This window comes from Amycolatopsis sp. NPDC004079, assembly GCF_040610415.1.
In the GTDB taxonomy this organism is placed as follows: Bacteria; Actinomycetota; Actinomycetes; order Mycobacteriales; family Pseudonocardiaceae; genus Amycolatopsis; species Amycolatopsis halotolerans.
Window position 1 is genome coordinate 58006 of sequence record NZ_JBEXMH010000027.1, and the last position, 18590, is coordinate 76595.

The following is an 18590-nucleotide window of genomic DNA, read 5'->3' on the forward strand; positions in this document are numbered from 1 at the left end:
TCGTCCGTTCCCACCACGCGGCTCGTGAGTGTCCGCGCCGGCCACAAGCAGGCGCGGGCACTCGCGGGCCCGGCGCGCACTCCTAGGAACCACGCATGATTCGTTACGTCTTGCGCCGACTGCTCCAGTTGATCCCGGTGTTCTTCGGCACCACGTTCCTGATCTACGCACTGGTGTGGGCCGTGCCGGGGGACCCGTTCTCCGGCAAATGCGGTCAGCAAGCCTGCCCGCAGGCCTACATCGACCTGATGACCGAGAAGTTCCACCTGAACGACAATCTGATCGTCCAGTACTTCAAATACCTCGGGAGCCTGTTCAGCGGCGACTGGGGCGAGACGTTCAACGGCTCCTCGGTCGGCGAACTGATCTCCACCTCCTACCCGATCACGCTGCGCCTCGCGCTCGTCGCGGTGCTCATCGAAGCCATCATCGGCCTCACCGCCGGCGTGCTGACCGGCTTGCGCGGCAAGGGTTTCCTCGACAACCTGGTGCTGGTCTCGACCACGTTCCTGATCTCGCTGCCGGTGTTCGTCACCGCGATCGTGCTGCAGATCGTGCTCGGCGTGAACCTGGGCATCATCGACGCCAGCGTCTCGGACGATCCGAGCTTCGGCGAGCTGATCGTGCCGGGTATCGCGCTCGGCAGCCTTTCGATGGCCTATGTCGCACGGTTGACGAGAACGTCGATCGCGGAGAACCGGCACGCCGACTACATCCGCACCGCCATCGCCAAGGGACAGCCCAACAGCCGCGTCATCGGCATCCATTTGCTGCGCAACTCGGTGATCCCGGTGCTGACCTTCCTCGGCACCGACCTCGGTTCGCTCATGGGCGGTGCGATCGTGACCGAGGGCGTGTTCAACATCAACGGTCTCGGCGGGCTGATCTTCCGCGGCCTCCAGAACCGGGAAAGCGCGACCGTCGTCGGCGTCGTCGTGCTGCTGGTGCTGGTGTATCTGCTGATGAGCTTGATTGTGGACCTGCTCTACGCCGTTCTCGACCCGAGGATCCGTTATGACTGACCCGAATCTCGTCGGCGGCGGAGGAGTCGACGCGGCGCAGCTGTCGCATGTGGACAGCTCGGCCGACGTCGGTCCGAAGAAGCCGCGCAGTCTCTGGGGTGACGCGTGGCGGCAGCTGCGCCGCAAGCCGACGTTCGTGATCTCCGCGCTGATCATCCTGCTGATCGTGCTGATCGCGATCGCCCCGGGACTGTTCTCGCACCGCGACGCCGGTTACAGCGATTTGACGCACGCCAACGAAGGCCCGTCCGCGGACGCCTGGTTCGGCTACGACAACCAGGGTTACGACGTTTACGCGCGGACCATCTACGGGGCACGGGCTTCGCTGCTGGTTGGTGTTTTCGCGACGCTGCTGACTGTCCTTTTCGGATCGTTGATCGGCATCGTCGCGGGCTACTACGGCCGCCTCATCGACAGCCTGCTGTCCCGGCTCGGCGACGTTTTCGCCGGGCTTCCGTTCGTGCTCGGCGCGATCGTCATCCTCACCACGTTCAACGCGCCGGGCACGAATCCGGGGCAGGTCACCATCATCGTGCAGGTGGTGTGCTCGATCGCGGTGCTGACCTGGCCGGTGGCGATGCGCATCATGCGGTCCGCGACGCTGGTGGCCAAACAGCTGGACTACGTCAAGGCGGCCCGCGCGCTCGGGGCCAGCACGCCGCGGATCGTGTTCCGGCACCTGCTGCCGAACACGCTCGCGCCGGTGCTCGTGTACGCCACGATCGCGCTCGGCGCGGCCATCGGAGCCGAGGCGACGCTGGCGTACCTCGGCATCGGGGTGCGGCCGCCGGTGGTGTCGTGGGGCGTCATGATCAGCGACGCCCGCGACTATTTCCGCGCGGTCCCGCACATGCTCCTGTTCCCCGGTGCGTTCGTCACCGTCACCGTGCTCGCGTTCGTGATGCTCGGCGACGGTATCCGCGACGCGCTCGACCCGAAGTCGAGGTAGCCGCGATGTCCACAGTGTCCAATGCGCCTGGTCCGGCCGCCGAGAACGAGCTGCTGCTCGAGGTCGAAGACCTGCACGTGGAGTTCCGCACTTCCGACGGCGTGGCCAACGTGCTCAACGGCGTCGGCTATTCGGTGCATGCCGGGGAAACCCTTGCCGTGCTTGGCGAATCAGGTTCCGGCAAGAGCGTCACGGCGCAGACCATCATGGGAATTCTCGACACTCCGCCGGGCGTGATCACCGGCGGGTCGATCCGTTATCGCGGCGAGGACCTGCTCACCGCGCCGGAAGACCGGCGGCGGCAGGTGCGCGGTGCGGAGATCGCGATGATCTTCCAGGACGCGCTTTCGGCGCTGAACCCGGTGTTCACCGTCGGGTTCCAGATCGAGGAACAGCTGCGGGTCCGGCTGGGCATGTCCAAAAAGGACGCGCGCAAGCGGGCGGTCGAACTGCTCGACCTGGTGCGCATTCCGGCGGCGGAACGGCGGGTGAAGGATTACCCGCACCAGTTCTCCGGCGGGATGCGGCAGCGCGCGATGATCGCGATGTCGCTTGCCCTCGACCCGGATCTGCTCATCGCGGACGAGCCGACGACCGCGCTGGACGTGACCGTGCAGGCGCAGATCATGGACCTGCTCGCGGACATCCAGCGGGAACGGCGGATGGGGCTCGTCCTCATCACGCACGACCTCGGCGTGGTCGCGGAGGTCGCGGACCGGATCGCGGTGATGTACGCCGGGCGGATCGTGGAACAGGCCGACGTGCGGGAATTGTTCAGCTCGCCCGGGCATCCCTACACCGCCGCGCTGATGGATTCGCTGCCCCGGCTGGACCTCAAAGGACAGACCCTGGAGACGATCAAGGGCCTGCCGCCGAGCCTGCTCGACATCCCGGCCGGATGCCCGTTCCATCCGCGCTGCAAGCGGGCCGAGGGGCGGTGCCGCGACGAGCGGCCGTCCTCGCACACGCTCGGGTTCGGCCGGGTCAGTGCGTGTCACTTCGCCGAAGAGGTGGTGGAGAGCCGTGGGTGAGCCGATTCTCAGCGTCCGCGACCTGGTCAAGCACTTCCCGGTGCGCGACGGCGTGCTGTTCAAGCGGACCATCGCACACGTGAAGGCCGTCGACGGCGTGTCCTTCGACCTGCAGCCCGGCGAAACGCTCGGTGTGGTCGGCGAATCCGGCTGCGGCAAGTCGACGCTCGCCCAGGTGCTGATGCGCCTGGAGGAGCCGACCAGCGGGGCGGCGACGTTCGAGGGCCGCGATCTGTTCAAGCTGCGCGGCGCGGAACTGCGGCGGATGCGCCGGGAGATCCAGATCGTGCTGCAGGACCCGTACACGTCGCTGAATCCGCGGATGACCGTCGGCGACATCGTCGGCGAGCCGTTCGAGATCCACACCGACGTCGCGCCGAAGGGTTCGCGGGCGAAGAAGGTGCAGGAACTGCTGGAGGTGGTCGGGCTCAACCCCGAGCACGTGAACCGGTATCCGCACCAGTTCTCCGGCGGGCAGCGCCAGCGCATCGGGATCGCGCGGGCGCTGGCGTTGCGGCCCAAGGTGATCATCTGCGACGAGCCGGTGTCCGCTTTGGACGTTTCGATCCAGGCGCAGGTGATGAACCTGCTCGGGGAACTGCAGGGCGAGTTCGGACTGTCCTATGTGTTCATCGCGCACGACCTTTCGGTGGTGCGGCATCTGTCCACCCGGGTCGCGGTGATGTACCTGGGCAAGATCGTCGAAATCGGGACCGAGGACGAGATTTACGAGCGACCGTCCCATCCCTACACCCAGGCGCTGCTGTCGGCGGTGCCGGTCGCGGACCCGGCGGTGCGCGGGCAGCGGCAGGTGATCCGGTTGGAAGGCGACGTGCCGAGTCCGATCGATCCGCCGTCCGGCTGCCGTTTCCGCACGCGGTGCTGGAAGGCCGCGGACATTTGCGCGACCGAGGCCCCGAAGCTGGAACCCCGGACGGACGGGCATCTGTCGGCTTGTCACTTCGCCGAAGTGAAGTCGGTGGTTCCGTAGCAAGGCGATTCCTCCGGTTTGCCGATTGCCGCACGCAGTGTCCGCTATGTACGTTGCATTGTCGGTTTTCGTGAGGAGGACTCGTGAAAAGACCAAGATTGCTCGCTGTGGCACTAGCGGTGCCATTGTTCGGTGCGGTGTCCGTCGTCGCCCTTCCGGCGGCGTCGGCCCAACCGGCCGGACCGCTGACGGAATTCAGCGTCCTGGCGCGGGACGGACAGAGCGTCGCCGCCGCACAGCAGGCCGTGCGCGACGTCGGCGGCACGATCGTCGCGACCAATACCGCCGTCGGGCTCATCACCGCCACCGCGCCCGCTACTGGCTTCACTGAGCGGGTTTCGGCCAATCGCGCGGTATTCGGCGCGGCCAAGGCGAAAGCGATCGGCAGCGCGCCGAAGGCGGGCAAGAAGGAGAAGCCGGACGCGGTCGAGAAGGAAGGCCGCGGCAGTGTTTCGCGCAAGGCCGCGGCGAACAAGGCGGTCGGCACCGATCCGCTGGACGACCAGCTCTGGGGCCTCAAATCGACCCGCTCCGACCTCGCGCGCACCAAGCAGGCGGGCGACAAGCGGGTGAAGGTCGGGATCATCGACACCGGTGTCGACGGCAGTCACCCGGACATCGCGCCGAACTTCGACAAAGCCGATTCGCGCAACTTCACCAAGGACATCGTCGCGGACGTCAACGGCACCGTGGTCGACGGGCCGTGCGAGTTCCGCGGTTGCGTCGACCCGGTGGACCACGACGACAACGGCCACGGCACGCACGTCGCGGGCACGATCGCCGCGGCTGCCAACGGATTCGGCGTGTCCGGGGTGGCGCCGAACGTGACGCTGGTGAACATCCGCGCCGGACAGGACGCCGGGTTCTTCTTCCTGCAGCCGACCGTCGACGCGCTGACCTATTCCGGCGACGCGGGAATCGACGTCGTCAACATGAGCTTCTACGTCGACCCGTGGCTGTACAACTGCCGCTCGAACCCGGCGGATTCCGCCGCGGAACAAGCGGAACAGCGCACGATCATCGAAGCGACCACGCGGGCGTTGAACTACGCGCACCGCAAGGGCGTGACGATGGTGGTCGCGCTCGGCAACCAGCACGACGAGCTGGCCGCGCCGCACGATGACGTCACGAGCCCGGACTACCCGGCGAACGGGCCGCATCCGCGCAAGATCGACAATGCTTCGTGCTTCTCGCTGCCGGTCGAAGGCCCGCACACGATCGGCGTCGGCTCGTTCGGCCCGACGCAGGCGAAGGCGGACTACTCGAACTACGGCACTGAGCAGATCTCCGTTTCCGCGCCTGGCGGCTACTTCCGCGACGGTTACGGCACGCCTTGGTACCGGACGGTTGAGAACGAAATCCTGTCTACGTACCCGCGCAATGTGGGTGTCGCGGCCGGAAACATCGACGCGGCGGGCAATGTGACACCGGCTGGGGTCGCACTCGGTGTGCAGAAGGCGACTGCCCCCGACGGCCGGGTCGGCTATTACCAATGGCTGCAGGGGACTTCGATGGCCGCGCCGCACGCGACTGGTGTCGCGGCGCTGATCATTTCCCAGTACGGCAAGAAGACCGGGCATTCGGTCTCGATGGATCCGGACGCGGTGCAGCGAGTGCTGGAAGGCACGGCGGCACCGATCGCGTGCCCGGTTCCGCGCACCGTCGACTACCTCAAGGAGGGCCGGGACGCTTCGTTCACGGCTACGTGCTTGGGTGACGCGTCGTTCAACGGGTTCTACGGACATGGTTCGGTGGACGCTTATTCCGCGGTGACGCGGGGTTCGGCGTTCCTGCGCTGAACGAACGGCGGTGGGGCGGGTGTTCCGCCCCACCGCCGGTTTCAGTACTGCCGCAGCCGGTCCATGATCTTGTCGGCCGCCTGTTGTTGTTGCGGGGTAAGCGATCGAGTGGCGTTCGTTTCCGCACCGCAGAATTTGTCGGTTTCCGGTCGCGTGCCGTGCACGAGATAGTCGACGGCGGCGTTGAAACCGCAGCTGTTCAAGTACGGGAGCGCGACACCGTGGCCGCCTTGGTCCACAGTGACCATTCGCGCCCGGTTGCCGAATGCTTCGCGGGTGTCCTGCGCGCCGGACAGCGGAGTCGCCGGGTCGCGCAGGTTCTGGACCAGCAGCAGGTTCGACGGTCCCTGGTCGCTGAACCGCACTGCCGGTTCGCTCGGCTGATACGGCCAGGCCGCACACGGCCAGACGTTCGCTGTCGCGCCGCCCAGCATCGGGTACGCGACCCGGTCGTGCGCGACGTTGCGCTGGTAGGTCGAAATCTGCCGGGGCCACGCGTGATCCCCGCACACGACCGAGAGCATCGTGGTCACCTGGCTCTGGAGCGGACCGGTCGTGCTCGGCAGCGAATCGTCCGGGGGCGCCTGGTCAGTGCGGAAGGCCTGCCACAGCTGCGCCAACCGGGGGAAAGCCGAGGTCTGGTAGATCAGGCTGTGCGTTGCGGATCGGAAGAGCGAACCGTCGAATCCCCCAGTGGGATGCTGGTCGAGTTTGTCCGCGAGCTTGAAGAAATTCGCGGTGACTTCGGCGGGAGTGGCACCGAGGCCATAGCTCGAATCGCGTACGGCGGCCCACTTGGCGAAGTCGGGGAAACGGTCCTGCATTCCTTCGGCGAAACGACGGGACGCGGTGATGTCGTACCCGTCCGGCCCGAGAACGCTGTCGAGCACTACGCGGTCGGTCCGGTCCGGGAACAGCGAGGCGTAGACCCCGCCGAGGTAAGTGCCGTACGACAAGCCGAAATAGGAGATCTTGGACTCGCCGAGCGCGGCCCGGATCTGGTCCATGTCCCGCGCGGTGTTCGCGGTGGTGATGTAGGGCAAGGTTGACGCGGACGTCGAAGTCGCGCATTGCCGAGAAATCTGTTTAGCGGGTACCGCGGCCGCGGTGACTTCGGCAGGATTGTGCGCGTAGCTCGGCACGATGGTGAGGAGCTGTTCCGGTTTCAGGTCGCAGCTCACCGGGCTGCTGTGGACGACTCCTCGCGGGTCGAACCCGATCAGGTCGTATTCGGCGAGGAGGCTCGCCGGTAGGCCGAGCTGGAACATCTCCAGCGGGAAGGTCAGGCCAGTGCCACCGGGGCCGCCTGGGTTGAACAGCAGCACCCCGCGCCGTTTCGCCGGAATGCCGCTGGACAGCCGGGAGATTTCGACGCTGATCTTCTTGCCGTCCGGATTCCGGTAGTCCAGCGGCACTTCGATGGAAGCGCACTGCAGCAACGGAGACGTGATGTCGGCCGGACACTTGCCCCAGTTCACCGTGGGTTCGGCGGACGCTGGAACCGCCGTGGCCGTCAATGCCGCGGCGGTGAGCACGACGAGCAATTGTTTTCGCACGGGTTTCCTTTCCTCGCGGACAAACGGCGGTGGGGCGGGAAGCCCGCCCCACCGCCGGTCATCGCCGATTCAGTACCGTCGCAGCTGATCCGCGATCTTGTCGGCGGCCTGTTGTTGCTGCGGGGTAAGCGATCGCGCGGCGTTCGCTTCGGCGCCACAGAATTTGTCGATTTCGGGCCGGGTTCCGTGCACGAGGTAGTCGGTGACAGCAGCGAAGCCACAGCTGTTCAGATACGGGAGGCCGACGCCGTGCCCGCCCTGGTCCACAGTGACCATTCGCGCCCGGTCGCCGAACGCCGCGCGGGTCTCGAGCGCGCCGGAGAGCGGGGTCGCCGGGTCGCGCATGTTCTGGACCAGCAACAGGTTCGACGGCCCCTGGTCGCTGAACGACACCGGTGGTTCGAGCGGCTGCTTGGCCCAGTGCGCGCACGGCCAGACGTTCGCCGCCGAGCCGCCGATCATCGGATAAGCGGCGCGGTCCTGCGCGACGTTGCGCTGGTAGGTCGAAATAGTCCGGGGCCACGCGGTGTCCCCGCACAGCACCGAGATCATGGTGGAGCGCTGGCTCTGCTCCGAAGCCGTGGCGGGCAGCTGCAGCGAGCCGGCCGGGAAAGCCTGGTTGTTGAGCAAGGCTTGCCACGTCTGCGCCAGTCGGGGAAAGGACAACGTCTGGTAGGTCAGGCTGTGTGTTCCCAACCGGAAGAGCGAGCCGTCGAGGCCGCCGATCGGGTGCTGGTCGAGCTTGTCCGCGAGCTGGTAGAAGGTCGCGGTGACTTCGGCGGGCGTGGCACCGAGGCCGTAGATCGAACTGCGGGCAGCCGCCCATTTCGCGAAGTCGGGGAAGCGGTCTTGCATTCCCTCGCCGAAGCGCCGTGCCGTGGAGACGTCGACACCTCCCGGTCCGACGACGCTGTCGAGCACGACGCGGTCGGTCCGGTCCGGGAACAGCGAGGCGTAGACCCCGCCGAGATAGGTGCCGTAGGACAAGCCGAAGTAGGAGATCTTGGACTCGCCGAGCGCGGCCCGGATCTGATCCATGTCCCGCGCGGTATTCGCGGTCGTGATGTACGGCAGGATCGGTGCCGACGCCGAAGCGGCGCACTGGCGCGCGATCTGCTTCGCGGCTTCCGAAGCCTGTACGACTTCTTCGCGGTTGTGTGCGTATTTCGGGGCGAGTACAAGCTGTTCTGGCTTCAGATCGCAGCTCACCGGAGTGCTGTGGTCGACCCCGCGCGGATCGAAGCCGATCAGGTCGTACTCGGCGAGCAGGCTCGCCGGAGCCCCGAGATTCGCCCAGGTCAGCGGGAAGGCGAGGCCAGGCCCGCCGGGGCCGCCCGGGTTGAACAGCAGCACCCCGCGTCTTTTCGCTGGATCGGTGCTGGGCAGGCGGGAGATTTCGACGCTGATCTTCTTGCCGTCCGGCTTCTGGTAGTCCAGCGGCACTTCGAGCGACGCGCACTGCAGCGCCGGGGAAGCGACATCGGCCGGGCACGCGCCCCAGTTCACCGTGGTTTGAGCGGATGCGGCGGACGCCGGAACCGCCGTCGCGGTCAATGCGACGGCGGCGAGTACGAGGAGCAATGGTTTTCGCACTTTTTTCCTTCCTTTGTGTCGAGATCGATCGGACTCGGGAAATCGGAGGGAAGCGGGCGCGAAGCTGATCGCCGAGACTCGGGGTTCCGCGCGGACATACGACGGTGGGGCGGGAAAGCCCGCCCCACCGCCGATCATCGTCCCACCCATCGTCCGTTCAGTGTCGCGTCATCCGGTCGAGAATCTTGTCGGCCGCTTGCTGCTGCTGCGGGCTGAGCCCGCGTGCGTTCGCTTCGGCGCCGCAGTACTTGTCGGCGTCCGGGCGAGTTCCGTTCACCAGGAAATCGGTGACAGAGCTGAAACCGCAGCTGTTCAGGAACGGGAGCGCCGCTCCGTGGCCGCCCTGGTCCACGGTGACCATCCGGGCCCGGTCGCCGAACTGCGCGCGGGTTTCCAGCGCGCCGGACAGCGGGGTCGCCGGGTCACGGGTGTTCTGGACCAGCAGCAGGTTCGACGGTCCCTGGTCGCTGAGCTGGACCGGCGTTTCGATCGGCTGCTTCGGCCAGTGCGCGCACGGCCAGACGTTCGCCGTCGCGCCGCCGATCAGCGGGTATGCCGCCCGGTCCTGCACGACGTTGTCCTGATAGGTCGAAATCGTCCGCGGCCACGCGTTGTCCCCGCACAGAATCGAAACCATCGTTCCGACCTGGCTCTGCTCGACGGGCGTCGGGGCCGGCGGGACCGCGCCCGACGGGACCTGGTTCGCGAGGAGGGCCTGCCACGCCTGCGCCAGCCTCGGGAACGACTGGTTCTGGTAGATCAGGCTGTGCGTCGCCAGCCGGAAGTACGAACCGTCGATTTCCGACACAGGGGTCTCGTCGAGCTTGTCCGCGAGCTTCGTGTAGGTCGCGGCTACCGCGGTCGGCGTGGCGCCGAGCCCGTAGACGGAATGGCGGGCAGCCGCCCACTTCGCGAAGTCCGGGAAGCGGTCCTGCATGCCTTCGGCGAATCGCCGTGCCGCGGTGATGTCGTAACCGCCCGGCCCGAGAACGCTGTCGAGCACCACGCGGTCGGTCTGGTCCGGGAACAGCGTCGCGTACGCCCCGCCGAGGTAGGTGCCGTACGAGTAGCCGACGTAGGAGATCTTCGACTCGCCGAGGGCGGCCCGGATCTGGTCCATGTCCCGCGCGGTGTTCGCGGTCGTCAGATACGGCAGCACGGACGCGGATTCCGAGGCCGCGCACTGTTGCGCGATCCCCTTGGCGAATGCGGAGGCTTCGACGACGTCAGCCTCGTTGTGCGCGTACTTCGGCGCGACCGTCAGCTGTTCGGCGGTCAGGTTGCAGTTCACCGGACTGCTGTGGTCGACTCCGCGGGGGTCGAAGCCGATCAGGTCGTAACGGGCGAGCACGCTTGTCGGGATGCCTGCCCGGACCAGGTCCAGCGGGAACGTCAGGCCGAGACCGCCGGGGCCGCCGGGGTTGAACAGCAGCACTCCGCGCCGGGCGGCCGGATCGATGCTCTGCAGCCGCGAGATCTCGATGCTGATCTTCTTGCCGTCCGGCTGCCGGTAGTCCAGCGGCACGTCGAGCGACGCGCACTGCAGTTGCGCTGGCGCGGCGACGTCGGCCGGGCACGCTCCCCAGTTCACCGTGGACTTCGGGGGAGCCGCGTACGCCGGAACAGCGGTCACCGTCAACGCGGCGGCCGCCAGTACGACGAATAGTTGTTTTCGCACTGTCTTCCATCCTTTGCCGAGATCAATCGAACTCAGGAAACTGACGGGAAAGTGCACGAAATCAAGCTGTGTTCGCGGCCGCCGCGGTTCGGTCGCCGGTCGGGGCCGACTTCCGGCCGCGTCGCCGCGGACACGTCGACGATCGAGAGCGCCGCCGAGGTTACTCCGATCTCCTCGGTGCCGGAAGGGGTTTCAGCGGCGCGGTTCCCAGCGGAATAGTCGGGTCGCCAGGGTGACGCTGAGAATCAGCCACGCCGCGATCGGGCCGAGCAGGACGAGTGAGTCGGTGACCGAAGCTCCGCCATTCCAGGAATTCAACACGAGTTCGGTGGCCGCCCCGCCGGGGAGAAGTCGTTTCAGGAGGGAAAGCTGTTCCGTTCCGGTGATTCCGATCCAACTCGCCACCGCGAGGACGGCGAGGGTGATCGGCAGCGTGGTGACCTGGGCGTGCTCCGGGGAGTTGGTGAGACCGGCGGTGGCCAGGCCGAGGGCGAGCATCATGGCGACCGTCGCGAAGACCGCGACCACCAGCAGCAGGGGGTTCTTCGGCAGGCCGGTGACCGCGCCGAGCACGGCGAGGATGACGACGACCTGGATCGTGGTGATCACCGTGATCGGCAGGAGGAGGCCGACGAGAATGCCGGAGTCGCTCGCCGCGGTGGAACGCAATCGCTTGAGGAACAGGTTCTGCCGCCGGGCGGCGAGAGTGGTGACGGTGGTGGTGTAGAGGCCGATCGCGGTGATGAAGGAAAGCGTCAGTGCCGCGATATAGCCGAGGCTGCCGAGTTTCTCGAAGGTTTCGTGCCGGGAGATGAAGAAAGCGCTGAACGCGACAGGCAGGATTAGCGAGGTGACCAGTACTAGGCGATTTCGGAAGAGCTGGATCAGTTCGCCGCGGGCGATGGAGAACATGGTAAATCCTTTCCGGAATGGGTTACGCGTTGCCGATAGCGCGGAAGACGTCGTCGAGGCGGGTCGGGCCAGCCTCCAATTCGGCCAGTTCCACCGCACTGTCCTGTGCCCAGCCGAGGAGGGTGTGCAGGTCTTTCTGCAGCCCGAAGGTCTCGATGAGGAACCGGCCGTCCTCCTCGCGGGTCGCTTGCAGCGGCGGCAACGGCGCCTGCGGCGGAAGTCCGAAGCGGATGGTCGCGGGCAGCGTCCGGGTCAGTTCGGCGACAGTGCCTTCGCGGTTGAGCGTGCCCTGGTGCATCAGGCCGATGCGGTCGGCGCGCTGCTGTGCTTCCTCGAGGTAATGCGTCGTGAGGACGATGGTGGTGCCGTCCTCACGGAGCCGGTCCACGGCGGTCCACAGCGCGTCGCGCGACTGGATGTCGAGACCGGTGGTCGGCTCGTCGAGGAAGACCAGATCCGGCGTGCCGTAGACGGCGGTCGCGAAGTCCAGCCGGCGCTTTTCACCGCCGGAGAGCTGCGAGACCCGTGTCGTGGCTTTGCGGGTGAGGTCGGTGATGCCGAGCAGCCGTTCGACGTTGTCGTCGCGCTGGGTCAGGCTGCCGATCAGCCGGATCGACTCGCGCACGGTCAGGTCCGGCGAGAAGCCGCTTTCCTGCAGCATGATCCCCATCCGCGGCCGGACGGCGGCGCGGTCGCGCGGGTCCTTCCCGAACACCCGCACGGTGCCTGAGCTGGGCGGCCGGTGTCCCTCGACGGTCTCCAGCGTCGAGGTCTTCCCCGCGCCGTTCGTGCCGAGCAGCGCGTACAGTTCGCCGCGGCCGACCTGGAACGACAGGTCGCGCACGGCCTGGAAATCGCCGTAGGTGAGGTTCAGGTGGTCGACGTCGATGACTGGGGTCGTGGACATGCTCCGATTCCAGCCGGTTCTCCCTGGTCCGGAGTAGTGCGGCCACGTCAGCCGAAGACATGACGCTGCGTCACTGGTGGGGCATCGGCGGCTGCGGCATGCTGGGGCCGAACCGCCCGGCCGAACCTGGAGCACCATGACCGAGACCCGTCCGCCGCGGCCCCGCCGGATGTCCTGGTCCGGCGACGCGGTCCAGGACCGGCTGCGCCGGCTCAATCTCATGACGGTGATGCCGCCGCTGCTGCTCGTCGGGGTGCTGCTGGTGGTCTTCTCTTCGAAGACCTGGTGGCACGTCGTCATCCAGGTGATCGGGCTGCTGGCCGCGACCGCCACCGCCGAACGCTGGACCGCGGGCGACTTCATCCGCACCGCGCGCCCGAGCCTGGTGCTCACCGCGTTCGTCTGGTTCGCCGGTGCGCTGAGCAACTGCGCCATGGCGTTCTACGGGCTGAGCATGGTCGGGTCGTTCCTCATCCCGCCGCTGCCGCGGCACCGGTTCGCCGCGCTGGTCGGCTTCGCCGTGCTGACCGGCGCGATCGGCTCGACCAATTTGCTGCTGCACCAAGACCATCTCGGCGCGCGAGTGCTGGGCTATGTGGTGACTCCGGCGGTCGGCTCGGCGCTGTCAACGCTGTTGATGTTCGCCAGCCAGCGGCTCTACGACCTCGTCGCGGAGCTCGAGGAGTCGCGGGAGAAGGAGGCGGAGCTGGCGGTGGTCCGGGAACGCGTCCGGTTCGCCAGCGAACTGCACGACATCCAGGGGCACACGCTGCACGTGGTGAAGCTGAAGGTCGCGCTCGCGGAGAAGCTGCTGCACCGGGACCTCGAACGGGCCCAGGAAGAATTGCGCGAGGTGCACACCCTGGTCGGCGACACCATCGTCCAGACCAAGGAACTCGCTTACGCCCAGCGGCGGCTCAATCTGTCCGCGGAGCTGGAGAACGCGAAGAACCTCTTCGAGGCAGCGGGAATCCACGTGCGGATCGATCGGCAGGCGGTGGTCCGCTCGGGAGTGGACGAGCTGCTCGGCCAGGTGCTGCGCGAGACCACCACGAACATCCTCCGGCACGCGCAAGCCCGGCAGGTGCGGATCACCTTGACCGAAGCGGGGATCAGCATCGTCAACGACGGCGTCGCGGACGGTGCCGCGCCGGTGCTGAGTGGACTGTCCACATTGGCGGATCGACTGGCTGATCAGGGCGGAGAATTGACGGTAGAGCAGAAGGACGGCCGGTTCGTGACGGCGGCGGCCTTCCCGGAGAAGGTGTCGCGATGACGACGGTGGTGCTTGCTGACGACGAAGCTCTGCTCCGCAAGGCGATGGCCGCGTTGCTGCCGATGGAAGGCGAGATAACCGTGCTCGCCGAGGCGGAAGACGGCGAGGCGGCGGTACGGGCCACTATGGAGCATCGGCCGGATGTCCTGGTGATCGACCTGGAAATGCCCAATGTGGACGGACTGGGCGCGGTCGCGCGGATCCGGCGGGAACGGCCGGAACAGGTGATCCTGATGCTGACCCGGCACGCGCGGCCGGGAGTGCTGCGCAAGGCGTTGAAGCTCGGCGTGCAGGGATTCGTGAGCAAATCAGCGGAACCGGCGCACATCGCGTCGGTGATCCGGACGCTGGACGAGGGCAAACGCTGGATCGACCCGGATGTCTCGGCGCTCGCGGTGGTGGACGACTGTCCGTTGACCGTGCGGGAGATCGACGTGCTGCGGGCGACGCGGGAGGGGTATTCGGTCGCCGATATCGCGGCGCAGTTGCATTTGGCGGAGGGGACTGTGCGGAACTACCTGTCGAACGCGATGCAGAAGACGCAGACGCGGACCCGGCACGAGGCGGCGCGGTACGCCCGGGAGCACGACTGGTTGTGAGTGCCTATCGCGGTGAGAACCGCGATAGGCACTCACGAGGTCAGCGGTTGGACGCCTTCTTCACGAACTTGCCCAGGTCCTTCGACTGCTGCACCCGCGACGGTTCGTGCACGTACATCATGTGCCCGGCCGGGTAGTAAGCCGTATCGATGTTTTCCCGCAGTTCCTCCGGGATCTTCAGCTGCGAGAGCACGTACTCGGACGCGTGGTACGCCGTCGCGCCGTCGTAATGTCCGAAGGCGACGTGGACCTGCAGATGCGGGTTCGACCGCATCGCCGCGCTCAAGGTGTCCACAACGGACACCGAACGGCCCTCGAACTCCTTGTACGACCAGGCCTTGAACACGTCGGTCGACAGGATCTCGTACGGCAGGTCGTTCTCGTAGCCCAGTTCAGCGCGCACGTAGTGGTTGAACCCGGCCGAGTAAGCGCCGATGATCCGCGACACCGACGGGTCGTCGCTCATGTGCTCGACGCCGCCGTCCGGCTCCCACGTGGTGAACCGGCCGTCCATCCGGCCGACGGTCTTTCCCTGGTCGCGCAGCAGCTCGGTGAAGAACCGGATGTGCTCGATCCGCAGGTTCACCCGGTCCACATAGGACTCGCTGAGGCCGGTGAGCGACGCGAGCGTCTGCACCGCCTCGGTACGGTCCTGAGCGGACAGCCGCGCGCCGCGGGAAAGCGCCCACGGCAGTTCCTTCGCGGCGAAGTCCTCGGCGTCGGCGAGCACGTCGTCGAGCGGACGGTCGCCGTGGCGCCCGTGGTAGTGCGCGATCGCCGCGTACGTGGGCAGGAACAGCGAGTACGGCAGGTCGTTGCCCTCGTGGAAGCGCAGCGTGCCGAGGTCAAGAACGGACGAGATGAGCATCAAGCCGTTGAGGTACAGGCCGTAGCGTTCCTGCAGGTGCCCGGCCAGCGCGGCGGCGCGCAGCGTGCCGTACGACTCTCCGGCGAGGAACTTCGGCGACAGCCAGCGCTCGTTGCGCGAAACCCACAGCCGGATGATCTCCGCGATCGATTCGACGTCGCCCTGGAACCCGGTGTACGGCTGGGATTCGCCGCCCTCGGTCACCCGCGAGTAGCCGGTCTGGACCGGGTCGATGAACACCAGGTCGCTGTGCGCGAGCAGGCTTTCCGGGTTGTCCTCGAGCCCGTACGGCGGCGGCACCGGGTCGTCGACGTCGCCGGACAGCACGCGGCGCGGCCCGAGCAGGCCCATGTGGAGCCAGATGCTGGAGGAACCGGGGCCGCCGTTGAAGGCGAAGGTGACCGGCCGCGAGCCGGGGTCCGCGTCGTCGAGGGTGTAGGCGGTGAGGAAAACCTCGGCCTTGGCCTGGTGGCCCTCGGACTTGCCGTCCTTCTTGACCTCTTGGCGGAGCACGATCCGGCCGGTCTGGGCGGTGTAGGCGAGCTTGCGCCGCTTGACGGTGAGGGTGTGCTGCGTCGTGACGAGGTCGTCGACGGGCTCGGCCGCCTTCGTCTCCTCGTCCTTGGTCTTCTCGGCGGTCTCGTCCGCGGTGGTGTCGGCCATGGCCCCAACCTATCCCGCGTTACCGTGGCAGCACACCAACGCGGAGGAGATCGATGCGCACGTTCGCCGGCCTCGACGCGCAGCTGGTGCAGTGCCGGGCCTGTTCGCGGCTGGTCGAATGGCGCGAAAGCGTGGCCGGGACGAAGGCCGCGTTCGCGGGCGAGCGTTATTGGGCGCGGCCAGTTCCCGGTTTCGGTGCGGAAGACGCCGCGCTGGCCGTGGTCGGGCTCGCGCCGTCCGCGCACGGGGCCAACCGCACCGGGCGGATGTTCACCGGCGATCCGTCCGGCGACTTCCTCTTCCGCGTGCTGTACGAGGTCGGTCTCGCGTCGCAGCCGGTGTCCGCGGCCATCGGCGACGGGCTCACGCTGCGCGGCACCCGGCTCGTCTCGCCGGTCCGCTGCGCACCGCCGGAGAACCGGCCGACCCCCGGTGAGCGGGACACCTGCCGGCACTGGCTGGCCGACGAACTGGACCTGCTGCGGCCGACCCTGCGCGCGATCGTCGTGCTCGGGGCGTTCGGCTGGCAGGCGTTGCTGCCCGTGCTGTCCGCCGCGGGCTGGCCGGTGCCGAAACCGCGGCCGGCCTTCGCGCACGGCGCCCGGACGCAGCTCGGCGACCTAGCGGTGTTCGGCTGCTACCACGTGTCACCGCGCAATGTCCAGACCGGTCGTGTGACACAGCCCATGGTGGTGACCGCGTTCACCGCCGCAGCCTCGGCGGCCGGGCTCATCTGAATCGTGACAACCAGCGTGGCGATGCTGGTCACAGCGGGGTGGGGTACCCGAGCGGAGCCGCTTTGGAAGTGCGACTATAGGTACATGGCTGCTGCGAAGTCGGAACCGACTCGGATCCTCGTCCTCGGTGGTGGATACGTCGGCCTGTACACCGCGTACGGGCTTCAGAAGATGCTGCGTGCCAACGAGGCCTCCGTGACCGTCGTTGACCCGCAGCCGCACATGACCTATGCCCCGTTCCTGCCCGAGGCGGCGGCCGGCGCGATCGAGCCGCGGCACGTGGTCGTGCCGCTGCGCCGCGTGCTGAAGCGCTGCCACGTGCTGACCGCGCGGGTCACGAAGATCGAGAACGAGCGCAAGGCCGTCACGGTCGAGGCGGCCGACGGCCACATCGAGACGCTGAACTACGACGTGCTCGTGGTCGCGCTCGGCGCCGTCGCGCGGATCCTGCCGATCCCCGGCCTCGCCGAGGAGGGCATCGCCTTCAAGACCATCGGCGAAGCGATCTACCTGCGCAACCACATCATGACCAAGCTGGACGAGGCCGCCAGCACGCTCGACCCCGAGCTGCGCAAGCGCCTGCTCACGTTCACCGTGGTCGGCGGCGGGTTCGCGGGCATCGAGGCGCTGGCCGAGCTCGAGGACATGACCCGCTTCGCGGTCGAGAACTACTACCCGAACATCAAGCCGGCGGACATCCGCTGGGTGATGGTCGAGGCGGCCGGGCGGATCCTGCCCGAGGTGCGCGAGACGCTGGGTGTGTACACGGTGCAGCAGCTGGAGAAGCGCGGCATCGAGGTCTACCTGTCGACCGCGGCGAAGTCGTTCGAAAACGGCCACGTGGTGCTCTCGGACGGCACCGAGTTCGACACCGACACGATCATCTGGACCGCGGGCGTGAAGGCCAACCCGGTCCTCGCGGGCTCGGACCTGCCGCTCGACAAGCGCGGCCGCGTCGAGGCCACCGCGGCGATGCAGGTGGTCGGCCACCCGGACGTGTGGACCGCGGGCGACAACGCGGCCATCCCGGACCTGTCGCGCACCGAGCAGGACCCGACCGCGACTTGCCCGCCGAACGCCCAGCACGCGGTCCGCCAGGCCCGCCTGCTGGCGAAGAACATCATCAAGGTGATCCGCGGCGGACAGCCGAAGGACTACTTCCACAAGAACCTGGGCGCGGTCGCGAGCCTCGGCCTGCACAAGGGTGTGGCGGACGCGCTGAACCTGAAGATCAAGGGCTTCCCCGCGTGGCTGTTCCACCGCGCCTACCACCTCAAGGCGATGCCGACGTGGAACCGCAAGATCCGCATCCTGTTCGACTGGATGCTGGGCGGGTTGTTCCGGCGTGAGGTCATCTCGCTGGGGCAGATCAACAACCCGAAGGAAGAGTTCAACCGGGCCAGCAAGGGCTGAGTCTCGCTTGGTCTTGATGAAGCCGGGTCGTCTTCGGGCGGCCCGGCTTTGTCGTGTCTTGGGGCGGGTTCGCTAGGGTGGGTGGGCCCCCGTAGCCCAATTGGCAGAGGCAGTCGACTTAAAATCGACCCAGTGCGGGTTCGAACCCCGTCGGGGGCACCGTTTGAGCGGGTGGATTGAGCCTCGGTTCGTCAGTGGGAGTAGCCGATCTCGCACTCGGGTTTCGGTTTGGCGGTGACGCGCAGCAGGGAGTCCACCCGGGCCGTCGCGGTCGACGAAGATCCGGTAGGCCGCGTCAGGGTTGCCCGGGATTGGCGCACGGTAGTGGTTGTCATCTCGATTTGGCCGCTGCCCAGGTCGGCTTCGGTTTCGACCTCGACGTCGGGGTAGGCGTTCTTGACGACTCCGACAGTGTCGGAGATCCAGACGACGTCGTGGGTTGTTCCGGTCTCGCAGCCGACCCTCCCGAGTCACGGTTCTCGCGGATCTGCCCGGTGGCCATCGCCTTGGCGAGGGGCATGCCGAGGGTGAGCTTGTCGAAGCCGGTCGGGCCCAGCCGGTGATTCCTGGCGAGGGACGCTGCTTGTTCGGTTACC

General features: G+C 67.3%; 15 protein-coding genes and 1 tRNA gene. 10 read left to right on the forward strand and 6 right to left on the reverse strand.

From position 1 onward, the window contains the following. The first annotated feature begins 95 nt into the window (after positions 1 to 95). The 5 genes from ABZX37_RS26120 (at position 96) to ABZX37_RS26140 (ending at position 5792) form a co-directional block, all read left to right on the forward strand. Positions 96 to 1022: an ABC transporter permease gene (locus ABZX37_RS26120; protein ID WP_354743731.1), complete on the forward strand. Its 927-nt coding sequence runs from the start codon at positions 96 to 98 to the stop codon at positions 1020 to 1022. Continuing rightward, on the forward strand, positions 1015 to 1971 hold the full coding sequence (locus ABZX37_RS26125; protein ID WP_354743733.1) for an ABC transporter permease: 957 nt from the start codon (positions 1015 to 1017) through the stop codon (positions 1969 to 1971). The genes ABZX37_RS26120 and ABZX37_RS26125 overlap by 8 nt, the downstream gene beginning before the upstream one ends. A 5-nt stretch (positions 1972 to 1976) precedes the next feature. Continuing rightward, positions 1977 to 3002 carry an ABC transporter ATP-binding protein gene (locus ABZX37_RS26130; RefSeq protein WP_354743735.1) on the forward strand — a complete coding sequence of 342 codons (1026 nt, stop codon included), beginning with the start codon at positions 1977 to 1979 and terminating at the stop codon, positions 3000 to 3002. Next, complete coding sequence (locus tag ABZX37_RS26135; protein ID WP_344280166.1) at positions 2995 to 3993, forward strand: dipeptide ABC transporter ATP-binding protein; 999 nt, start codon at positions 2995 to 2997, stop codon at positions 3991 to 3993. The genes ABZX37_RS26130 and ABZX37_RS26135 overlap by 8 nt, the downstream gene beginning before the upstream one ends. 83 nt (positions 3994 to 4076) lie before the next feature. Then, on the forward strand, positions 4077 to 5792 hold the full coding sequence (locus tag ABZX37_RS26140; protein WP_354743737.1) for a S8 family serine peptidase: 1716 nt from the start codon (positions 4077 to 4079) through the stop codon (positions 5790 to 5792). A gap of 41 nt (positions 5793 to 5833) precedes the next feature. Here ABZX37_RS26140 and ABZX37_RS26145 read toward each other — a convergent pair whose 3' ends face one another. The 5 genes from ABZX37_RS26145 to ABZX37_RS26165 all read right to left on the reverse strand — a co-directional run bounded on the left by ABZX37_RS26145 (position 5834) and on the right by ABZX37_RS26165 (position 12438). Continuing rightward, positions 5834 to 7270 (reverse strand): alpha/beta hydrolase, encoded by a 1437-nt coding sequence (locus ABZX37_RS26145; RefSeq protein ID WP_354743816.1) that lies wholly within the window; start codon positions 7268 to 7270, stop codon positions 5834 to 5836. A gap of 147 nt (positions 7271 to 7417) precedes the next feature. Continuing rightward, positions 7418 to 8941: an alpha/beta hydrolase gene (locus ABZX37_RS26150; protein ID WP_354743739.1), complete on the reverse strand. Its 1524-nt coding sequence runs from the start codon at positions 8939 to 8941 to the stop codon at positions 7418 to 7420. A gap of 157 nt (positions 8942 to 9098) precedes the next feature. Further along, complete coding sequence (locus ABZX37_RS26155; protein ID WP_354743741.1) at positions 9099 to 10619, reverse strand: alpha/beta hydrolase; 1521 nt, start codon at positions 10617 to 10619, stop codon at positions 9099 to 9101. Positions 10620 to 10811: 192 nt separating this feature from the next. After that, the gene (locus ABZX37_RS26160) at positions 10812 to 11531 is read right to left on the reverse strand and encodes an ABC transporter permease (RefSeq protein ID WP_354743743.1); all 720 of its coding nucleotides are present in this window, start codon (positions 11529 to 11531) and stop codon (positions 10812 to 10814) included. Positions 11532 to 11553: 22 nt separating this feature from the next. Continuing rightward, the gene (locus tag ABZX37_RS26165) at positions 11554 to 12438 is read right to left on the reverse strand and encodes an ABC transporter ATP-binding protein (RefSeq protein WP_354743745.1); all 885 of its coding nucleotides are present in this window, start codon (positions 12436 to 12438) and stop codon (positions 11554 to 11556) included. Between the two features lie 136 nt (positions 12439 to 12574). Between ABZX37_RS26165 and ABZX37_RS26170 the strand changes: the two genes are divergently transcribed. After that, positions 12575 to 13714: a histidine kinase gene (locus ABZX37_RS26170; protein ID WP_354743747.1), complete on the forward strand. Its 1140-nt coding sequence runs from the start codon at positions 12575 to 12577 to the stop codon at positions 13712 to 13714. Then, on the forward strand, positions 13711 to 14313 hold the full coding sequence (locus ABZX37_RS26175) for a response regulator transcription factor (RefSeq protein ID WP_354743749.1): 603 nt from the start codon (positions 13711 to 13713) through the stop codon (positions 14311 to 14313). The genes ABZX37_RS26170 and ABZX37_RS26175 overlap by 4 nt, the downstream gene beginning before the upstream one ends. Positions 14314 to 14353: 40 nt before the next feature. Here the strand turns inward: ABZX37_RS26175 and ABZX37_RS26180 are convergent, their stop codons facing one another. After that, the gene (locus tag ABZX37_RS26180; protein WP_354743751.1) at positions 14354 to 15844 is read right to left on the reverse strand and encodes a peptidase S10; all 1491 of its coding nucleotides are present in this window, start codon (positions 15842 to 15844) and stop codon (positions 14354 to 14356) included. Between the two features lie 53 nt (positions 15845 to 15897). Between ABZX37_RS26180 and ABZX37_RS26185 the strand changes: the two genes are divergently transcribed. The 3 genes from ABZX37_RS26185 (at position 15898) to ABZX37_RS26195 (ending at position 18153) form a co-directional block, all read left to right on the forward strand. Further along, the gene (locus ABZX37_RS26185) at positions 15898 to 16581 is read left to right on the forward strand and encodes a uracil-DNA glycosylase (RefSeq protein ID WP_354743753.1); all 684 of its coding nucleotides are present in this window, start codon (positions 15898 to 15900) and stop codon (positions 16579 to 16581) included. Positions 16582 to 16665: 84 nt separating this feature from the next. Then, the gene (locus ABZX37_RS26190; protein WP_043836597.1) at positions 16666 to 17994 is read left to right on the forward strand and encodes an NAD(P)/FAD-dependent oxidoreductase; all 1329 of its coding nucleotides are present in this window, start codon (positions 16666 to 16668) and stop codon (positions 17992 to 17994) included. Between the two features lie 85 nt (positions 17995 to 18079). Beyond that, positions 18080 to 18153: transfer RNA gene (locus ABZX37_RS26195), tRNA-Leu, on the forward strand. The last annotated feature ends 437 nt before the right edge of the window (positions 18154 to 18590 follow it).

Coding starts and splice junctions, on each gene's coding strand:
- ABZX37_RS26120 (WP_354743731.1), top strand. CDS start 96: ATGATTCGTTACGTCTTGCGCCGACTGCTCCAGTTGATCCCGGTGTTC.
- ABZX37_RS26125 (WP_354743733.1), top strand. CDS start 1,015: ATGACTGACCCGAATCTCGTCGGCGGCGGAGGAGTCGACGCGGCGCAG.
- ABZX37_RS26130 (WP_354743735.1), top strand. CDS start 1,977: ATGTCCACAGTGTCCAATGCGCCTGGTCCGGCCGCCGAGAACGAGCTG.
- ABZX37_RS26160 (WP_354743743.1), bottom strand. CDS start 11,531: ATGTTCTCCATCGCCCGCGGCGAACTGATCCAGCTCTTCCGAAATCGC.
- ABZX37_RS26165 (WP_354743745.1), bottom strand. CDS start 12,438: ATGTCCACGACCCCAGTCATCGACGTCGACCACCTGAACCTCACCTAC.
- ABZX37_RS26170 (WP_354743747.1), top strand. CDS start 12,575: ATGACCGAGACCCGTCCGCCGCGGCCCCGCCGGATGTCCTGGTCCGGC.
- ABZX37_RS26175 (WP_354743749.1), top strand. CDS start 13,711: ATGACGACGGTGGTGCTTGCTGACGACGAAGCTCTGCTCCGCAAGGCG.
- ABZX37_RS26180 (WP_354743751.1), bottom strand. CDS start 15,844: ATGGCCGACACCACCGCGGACGAGACCGCCGAGAAGACCAAGGACGAG.
- ABZX37_RS26185 (WP_354743753.1), top strand. CDS start 15,898: ATGCGCACGTTCGCCGGCCTCGACGCGCAGCTGGTGCAGTGCCGGGCC.
- ABZX37_RS26190 (WP_043836597.1), top strand. CDS start 16,666: ATGGCTGCTGCGAAGTCGGAACCGACTCGGATCCTCGTCCTCGGTGGT.